General features: G+C 58.3%; 7 protein-coding genes and 1 pseudogene. All 8 read right to left on the bottom strand.

The genetic code is table 11. The features are described from left to right. Positions 1-174: 174 nt before the first annotated feature. Complete coding sequence (locus A5695_RS28525) at positions 175-624, bottom strand: hypothetical protein (RefSeq protein WP_197515481.1); 450 nt, start codon at positions 622-624, stop codon at positions 175-177. Between the two features lie 187 nt (positions 625-811). Further along, positions 812-1,363: a hypothetical protein gene (locus A5695_RS14030; protein ID WP_197515480.1), complete on the bottom strand. Its 552-nt coding sequence runs from the start codon at positions 1,361-1,363 to the stop codon at positions 812-814. Positions 1,364-1,480: 117 nt separating this feature from the next. Next, entirely contained in the window at positions 1,481-2,182 is a 702-nt protein-coding gene (locus A5695_RS14025; RefSeq protein WP_068082724.1) for a hypothetical protein, read from the bottom strand. A 47-nt stretch (positions 2,183-2,229) separates the two neighbouring features. After that, positions 2,230-3,186: an MlaD family protein gene (locus tag A5695_RS14020; RefSeq protein WP_068082720.1), complete on the bottom strand. Its 957-nt coding sequence runs from the start codon at positions 3,184-3,186 to the stop codon at positions 2,230-2,232. Continuing rightward, the gene (locus A5695_RS14015; RefSeq protein ID WP_197515479.1) at positions 3,183-4,175 is read right to left on the bottom strand and encodes an MlaD family protein; all 993 of its coding nucleotides are present in this window, start codon (positions 4,173-4,175) and stop codon (positions 3,183-3,185) included. Before A5695_RS14015 ends, A5695_RS14020 begins: the two co-directional genes overlap by 4 nt. Then, complete coding sequence (locus tag A5695_RS14010) at positions 4,172-5,305, bottom strand: MlaD family protein (RefSeq protein ID WP_231974820.1); 1,134 nt, start codon at positions 5,303-5,305, stop codon at positions 4,172-4,174. The genes A5695_RS14015 and A5695_RS14010 overlap by 4 nt, the downstream gene beginning before the upstream one ends. After that, positions 5,305-6,291: an MlaD family protein gene (locus A5695_RS14005; RefSeq protein WP_068082715.1), complete on the bottom strand. Its 987-nt coding sequence runs from the start codon at positions 6,289-6,291 to the stop codon at positions 5,305-5,307. Before A5695_RS14005 ends, A5695_RS14010 begins: the two co-directional genes overlap by 1 nt. Beyond that, a pseudogene (locus tag A5695_RS29065) lies at positions 6,279-6,899 on the bottom strand (MCE family protein); the annotation flags it as partial. The gene A5695_RS14005 and the pseudogene A5695_RS29065, both read right to left, overlap by 13 nt.

The raw sequence follows: 6,899 nt of genomic DNA, 5'->3' as shown, positions 1-6,899 counted from the left end.
CTGTGCACGTCAGCGTGAGCCGGCGCTGCCCTAGTCAAATGACCACCGAACAACGCCCCTACCGCGAGGGCCGCGCCGACAACACTTGCGTGGCGTCGAGTAATCATGGGCTGTTCTCCTTGCGGCTTGTCCTTCTATGTGCGATGCAAGAATGTCGGGACAAATGACTTCGGTCTACCCGTCAGTAAGAATCACCGTGGCCAACGCGTAGCCCTTGCTCTCATTCTGAAGAACATCGGTACCGAGTCTCGTATAGCCACAGTCCGGAATCGCCTCATATCCCTCTAATATGGCTCCGTAGATTGCTTTTGCGGCGACGTCCCCGTAACCGGTGATCTCGGGATCGCCATACCCGGAAAGTATTTTCGCCTTGTTCGCGCTGTACCCCATCTGATGCAGTGCGGGGAGCACATCTCCCTTCGGGCTGCCTATGGGTTGAGACCGCGCGCGGAACAAGATATATGAATCTGTCGATAAATTCGCACGTTGGGCCAATTCATTCAAAACCGGATTGGGCTGCAGGGCCGGACATCCGCTCCGCGCGGATGCGACCGCGGATTGCATGTTCGCCGACGCATCTGCGACGGACCTCGGTGCTACGCCGATTCCGATGATCACAGCCATGCTCATGACCCACGCGACACCCCCAGCGCGCCTCGCGCAGTGCGCTCCGTATCGGCGCGAACCACGTGCGTTTCGCATCACCCCAGTAGTGGGGGTTCTAGACGCGCCGGTAATCGACTGTTGGCTCATTGCGTCACCTCAGCCCTGCACTCGGGGCCCGATGTGCGCATCAGTTTGAGCCGCAGCGCTAATCGCACACATGCGACCGCTCGATCTTGCTGCCCCAATGCTTCTCCCGTTGGACGACGGGGCCATATATCCACGCGGTGTTGCGAGCCTTGAGCCCGACGCTGACGTTGGAGAGGTACTGCCATAACCGGTAGAAACTTTCGCCTTGATAGATCGGAAAGTAGACATCCCCGACGGCATCCTGACTTTGGGTGAGTGCTTGCGCCCGAGGCGCGAGGAAATTTTCGGATTGATCGATGTTGGCGACGACAGCATCGGCCTCCGGTTGAATTCCTGGGGCGTTCCAGTCGTTGTTCGCTGCGAGCAGGTCGAAACCAATTTGGTCGATCTGAACTCGCAGGTCGTGGAACTCTGCGTTGAACCACTGACACATTTCGCGCTCCGCGGTGATATCCGCATCGGTCACATTTTTCCGCGTCTGTTCGAACGGGAACGGGAATTTCGGAGACCAGTTTGATGGGGTAGGCGTTATCACCGGCAGTGGTGGTGGCGGCTGGCTCACCGGTGCCGCATTTACCGGCCCATCAAGTGCCACTGCCGCCGCGCCCATAGCGGCTAATCCTGTCAGCGCGAGACAATGTCGAACCCTCGTCATCATTGCTGCAGCACCGCAAGGGAGTATGCCCATAACGCGCCTCCGAGCTTGTAATTCGCACGCTTATGATCGTTACTTTTCGCCAAGGACTCCGGCGATGCCGCCAACATCGCTGATTTGCCAATCATGGTTGCTGTCAACGGTAATGCTGTAAGTGGCGGTGGACTGCAGGCTATCCGGGGCCTGCACGGTCTTTGTCATCACTCCCACAAAAGCGTCCACGACGTAGACGCCGTTATTATCCTGCCGCACTTTTGCTGACAGCGGCTTTGCCGTGGAAATCCATTGCAGCGGTGTCAGGATTTGCTCCATCGCGTTGCCGGCTTTGCTCAGCTTTTCTTTCAGCTCCGGGGTGGTGCCTTTCACAAGGTTGGCCTTCCACGGGCCCAGGTCTTTGTAGTCCATGATGGCAGCGTTGACCGCGTAGTCGAGAGAAATTTGTTCGGCCCGCTTATAGTTGCTGGCTTTCTGGGCCTGCTGATCCAGCTTTGTCGTCGCACCCAGGTAGAGCCAGGTCATCACTGCCGCCGCAACGGCCAAACCGAAGATGACGGCGCCGACGAGCAAGGCGCGAACCGAAACAGAGACGCGCCTTCCCGTCTTGGTTGCCTTCTTCTTCTTCTTGGAAAGCCCCTTGTTCTCTGAGGTCTCTTCAGCGTCCTCTGAGGTCTCTTCAGCCGCATCCTCGGCGGACGCCCCGTCGGCTTCGACCGCGTCAACCGTCTCCGCCGCGCCTTCATCTGGCTTGGCGATCGGTTCTTCCTCGTCTGGCATGGTGGCACCTCTTGCCTTGGTTACCGTGTTCGCCATAAATCTGACACCTACCTTCCCGTGCTTGCAACGTGCAGCTCGATCGAACCGTCCTCAGGCACCGACGCCAGCACGTTCGTGAGAATCTGGCTGGTATCAACGCTGCCTAATGCACCCGCGATGGCTTTGACATTCGCCATGAGAGGCTCGGTGATCACCCTGATATCAGGGCCGCGGTCGTCTAGTAGCTTCTGCAACCGTTGCAGAAGTTTTCCGAATACAAAGGTCGTAGTTGGCTGCGCCTCCTGTAAAGAGATATGGGCAGCGTTGTTCGCCGTGTTGTGCAGTCCCCGTCCAATCTGCCCGAGGGCCGGTGCCGCATCGGCGAGGACGGGTCCCACCCACCCTGCGTTTTGCAGCAGCGTCTGGAAATTTCTGAGCACATCTCGGCCCTGGCCGTGGAAGTCGGCGGTCGTGTTGCGCAGCAGCAGGCTCGCATTAGCGAGGTTGGGCAGCACCGCGTTGGGGTCCGGAAGTCCTTGATCGGCCTCCCCCACGACGCGACTCATCTCATCCGGGTTCATTTCGTTGAGAACTCGGGTGACACTGGCGCCGAGGTCAGAAATAGATGTAGGTCGCTTTATCGCTTCCGCCGCGAGTCGCTGCCCGTTCTGTAAATAGGGGCCACCGCTGCGACGCGGCTCGAATTCGATATAAGTCTCACCGAGCGCAGAGAGGTTCTCCAGACGTACATCGCTGTCAACCGGGATCTTGTAATTGTCATCGATGTAGAAGGAGATCGTCCCGCTGGCCGGCCGTGCATCGAGACCGGTCACCTTGCCCACCGGAATACCGCGGAGCAAGACCCTGGCGTCAAGCTCCATATTGTTGATGGTGGGCACATCCATCGAGAGATTCGTGCGGTTTGCGGGAGGGGCGACTCGCACACCCAGTGACGCTACGTATGCAATGAAGGCCGCAATCATCCCGAGGTATGCCGCGAATGTCACCACGCTCTTCAGGTTCACCGCATCCCTCCGAGAATTCTCAGGACCTCTTCGATATTGCCCGACAATTCACGTCCATCAGGACCTTTGATTGACGTGATATTAATCGCCGGGAACTGGTCTTGCGGCAGGAAGTAGTCGACCCATAAGGTGCGGAAATTGTGGTAGGCCTCTTCGATGTTCCATTTGGCCAGCTGAAGCGAACCGAACACGTCGGCCAGCGATCCGACCAATGGCGAAAGCCAATACCCGCCGTTATAAATGGTGCCCAGCGAGGGCAGAATGGTCGCGATCGGCTCAACCATGACGAGCAGGTGCCTAGCGGCTTGGACTCCCTGTGCGCTTAGCCAAAACTGGAAAGACGGGGTGTACGTGGCGAGCACATCTGCGGTGGAGCCGACGCCGCTAATCAGCTTGTCGACGGTGTCGATGTTATTGGATAGATCCGCAAGGTCGGTCGCCGCGCGTGACGCAATAGAACGCACATCTTCTTGGTTGGGAGTGACCCTATTGATGTTAATAAGGGTGTTCTGCGCGCGCTGAATTGATCCGCTCCCCACGAAGTTGGCCAGATTGGCCAAAGTGTCTTCGAGCTGGGGCGGCGAGGTGGTCTGCGCGATCGGCACGCGGCCGCCCGGCCGCAGCGGCGGCCCCTTGGGAGCCTCCGCGTCTCGTTCGAGAGCGACATATATGTCACCTAAGACGGTGGCTTGCTGCAAAAGCGCGTGAATATTGGCCGGAATCACCACATCCCGGTCGACTCGTGCGGTCACCTCCACGTGGTTCTTGGTGATGGTCGTCTTGGTCACCACCCCAACCGTCGTGCCGTCCATCATTACCTTCGCGCGATCGGGCAGGTTGAGAACGTTGGCGAACTCCAGTGCGATGTCGTAGCCATCGGCGTAACTGCTCCCCGGCAGCGGCATCGAGTTAACGCTGATCGAGGCGCACGACGACACCATCAGAGCGAGCATCGCCGCAGCGATCGCCAACCAGGATCTGTTGCTCATCGTCGCTGCGCCTCCGTCAACACGTACTGCAGCAGTGCAACGTCTACCATGTACGGGGTCCCCTGGACATCGGTACAGCTTCCCGGCGATGCCGCATTCAGCTGTCCACAAGTCAGGAGGCCGTTCGGCGTGCGGATGCGAAACAGCGGTGGCCGCCACCGGATCAGGTCGAAGATGTGGTTGTTGATGTGCTTAACGATCGCACCGGACTCGGCCCCAGGCGGTTCGCCGGCGAGGCCGCTGATCCACCGCGGAATCGGGTTCAGGATGTTCATGTAGCCCTTGTAATGCCACACGCCGTGCCGGACGAGGTCACCGACCGTATCCAGCAATATCTGCAACTCGTTGCCGAACCTGAGCTCCAAGTCACTGATAAATACCAGCGACTCAGCGATGGGGTGGGAGATGTCGTTGGCACCATCGGAGACCTTGACCAAATCCGGGGCTAGGTCCGGCAGATCCTGAAGAATTTTCTTTAGCGGATCCCTCTTCTTGACCAGGATGGAGCTCAGCTTGGCCGTATTCCGGATCACCGAACCGAGGTCGGCGATGGCTTGGTTCGGATTATCAAGCAGATCCGACGATACGGTGAGGAGTTTATTAATCGCCGCGCCATTGCCATGAGCTGCTTCATCGATCCCGTGCAATGCGTCTTTGATGTTGTTCGATCCGGCCGGGTTGATGCCGTTGACGAAATCGGTCGCTGATCCGATCACTTGAGAAATGCTCAAGGGAGTGAATGTGCGGTTTCGGGGAATGCACTCGCCCGCCTTTAGCTTGGGTCCGGAGCTGTAGTTTCCGACTAGTTCCAGCGTTCGGTCGGCAAGAATCGAAGGCGAGCGGGTGACCGCCTTGACATCATGCGGTATCGCACGGTCTTCAGTTACCTTGAACTTCACCTCGACATCGCGCCCTCTGGGCACGATCGCATCTACGGTGCCGATGTTGTAGCCCATTTGACTCACGGGGTTGCCGACGTACAACCCGACGCTGTCCGACATCAAGGCGCAGAATTCACGCGACTGGTTTTGATGTTGCCCGCTACAGGCCGTAGCGCTAACGACAACCGCCAACGCGGCAATGGCCGAGCTGCGTCCCGCATGGGTAAAGGCATGGCGCCCAAGCGACATCAACACGGACTCCCCTCGACCGGAATGCACAGATCGGTGGCAAGCAGTTCGGGTCGCGAATCTGCGTCCTGTTGGTCCAGCGAGAGCTCCATCCGATAACGGATACGCCGCAGGATCCGTTGCAAGTAACCGCTTGCATTCCCTCTACGATCCGCGATGGCTTGAAACTCGTTCAGAAGGCCCTGCATTCGTTGAAGCCAATCGGTGCGGTGATCCATATACATGTGCAACGGTTCTTCGAGCCGACGCAGAACTTCGCCGAATTCGGCGATCGCACCAGCGAACCCTTTGCGGTATAACGACAGGGTCTCCTCGATGATCGCGATTCGGTCGACCATAAACTCGACAAGCTGTTGGTTGTCATTCAGGCGGCCAATATACTCGTTGGACATATCCAAGATGGCAGAAATCTGACCGCGCTGCCGTTGGAGTGACTCTGTCAGCTTGTTGCCGGTGCGAAGCAGTTCCGTTACGACGTCAGCATTGTTGTCCGTCACGCCGTGCTGAAGCTGGTCAATAGAGTCTTCGATCGGTTTCGTCGTGACGTGCTCAGTCACTTTCGTGGTGTCCGAAAGCACTTGGATCAGGCTGTAGGGCAACGTCACTCGTTCGCGGGGAATCGGCTTGTTCCCCAGAGGCTTGTCGCCGAGCGGAACAATGGTGACGTAGTAGCCGCCGACCACTGTCAGCATGCGGACTTCGATTTGGGACTGATCGCCGACGAAAGCGTCTCGGTCTACGCTCGCGCGCACCCGGATACGATTCGCCTCAAGTGCGAGATCTTGCACTTTGCCGACGACGATGCCGGCGATGCGCACGGTGTCTCCCTTGTGGATCGATATTGCATCGTCGGTGTAGAACACGACGGGCTGTTGGCCAGGCGGTGCAGCGTACAACAGCCCTGCCACAGCGCAGATGATCGCGAAGACCGCCAGTCCGCCGGCACCCCAAAAGTATTGCCGGCGCTTGGAATTCACTGGTTGCATATCATCACCTTGCGCCCGTTGAGCAGCACATCCATCGGCAGCGGCAGCTCAGCCCGTCCTCGATGACACGGTGCGGCTCCCTCGGCGGGCGGTGGCGGCTCGATGTTTTCCCAGAACACCGGCGTCCGTTTATACGCCTCGATGACGTCGTACACGTTGGTGAAGGCTGTATCTAACGCCCTCGACGGGTTGATTCCACGTTTCAAGCCAGCGTGATCCAGCAATTCCAGCGCTTTTCCCAGAAACGTGGGGCCGTAGATATCCGACTTGCGGAATTCGTCCAAGATTGTCAACACATCGTTGACGACGATCCGCCCTTGCTCCGCAAACTCGATTAGGTGCTTCGAGCGATCGCGAACACCGTCTGAGAAGCCGGACAAGTTTTGGAGCAGCCCGCTGATCATCTCTTCTCGCTCGGACGTTAACGCGGCCAGCTGACGGACACTGTCGAGCATGGGCCGCAAGCCGCCACCGTCGCCGGCCAAGAACAATGACGCGTTCGTGGTGAACTTGTTGATCTCCTCCGGGCTCATCGTGGCAAGCACGGGCTGTAATCCGTTAAAGAGGACGGTGATATCGAAAGACGGTTGGGTCATCTTCGTCGACAC

It is taken from the genome of Mycobacterium sp. E1747 (assembly GCF_001667775.1).
In the GTDB taxonomy this organism is placed as follows: Bacteria; Actinomycetota; Actinomycetes; order Mycobacteriales; family Mycobacteriaceae; genus Mycobacterium.
The sequence above is the reverse complement of the archived record's forward strand: the minus strand, read 5'-3'. Positions and strand labels throughout refer to the sequence as shown.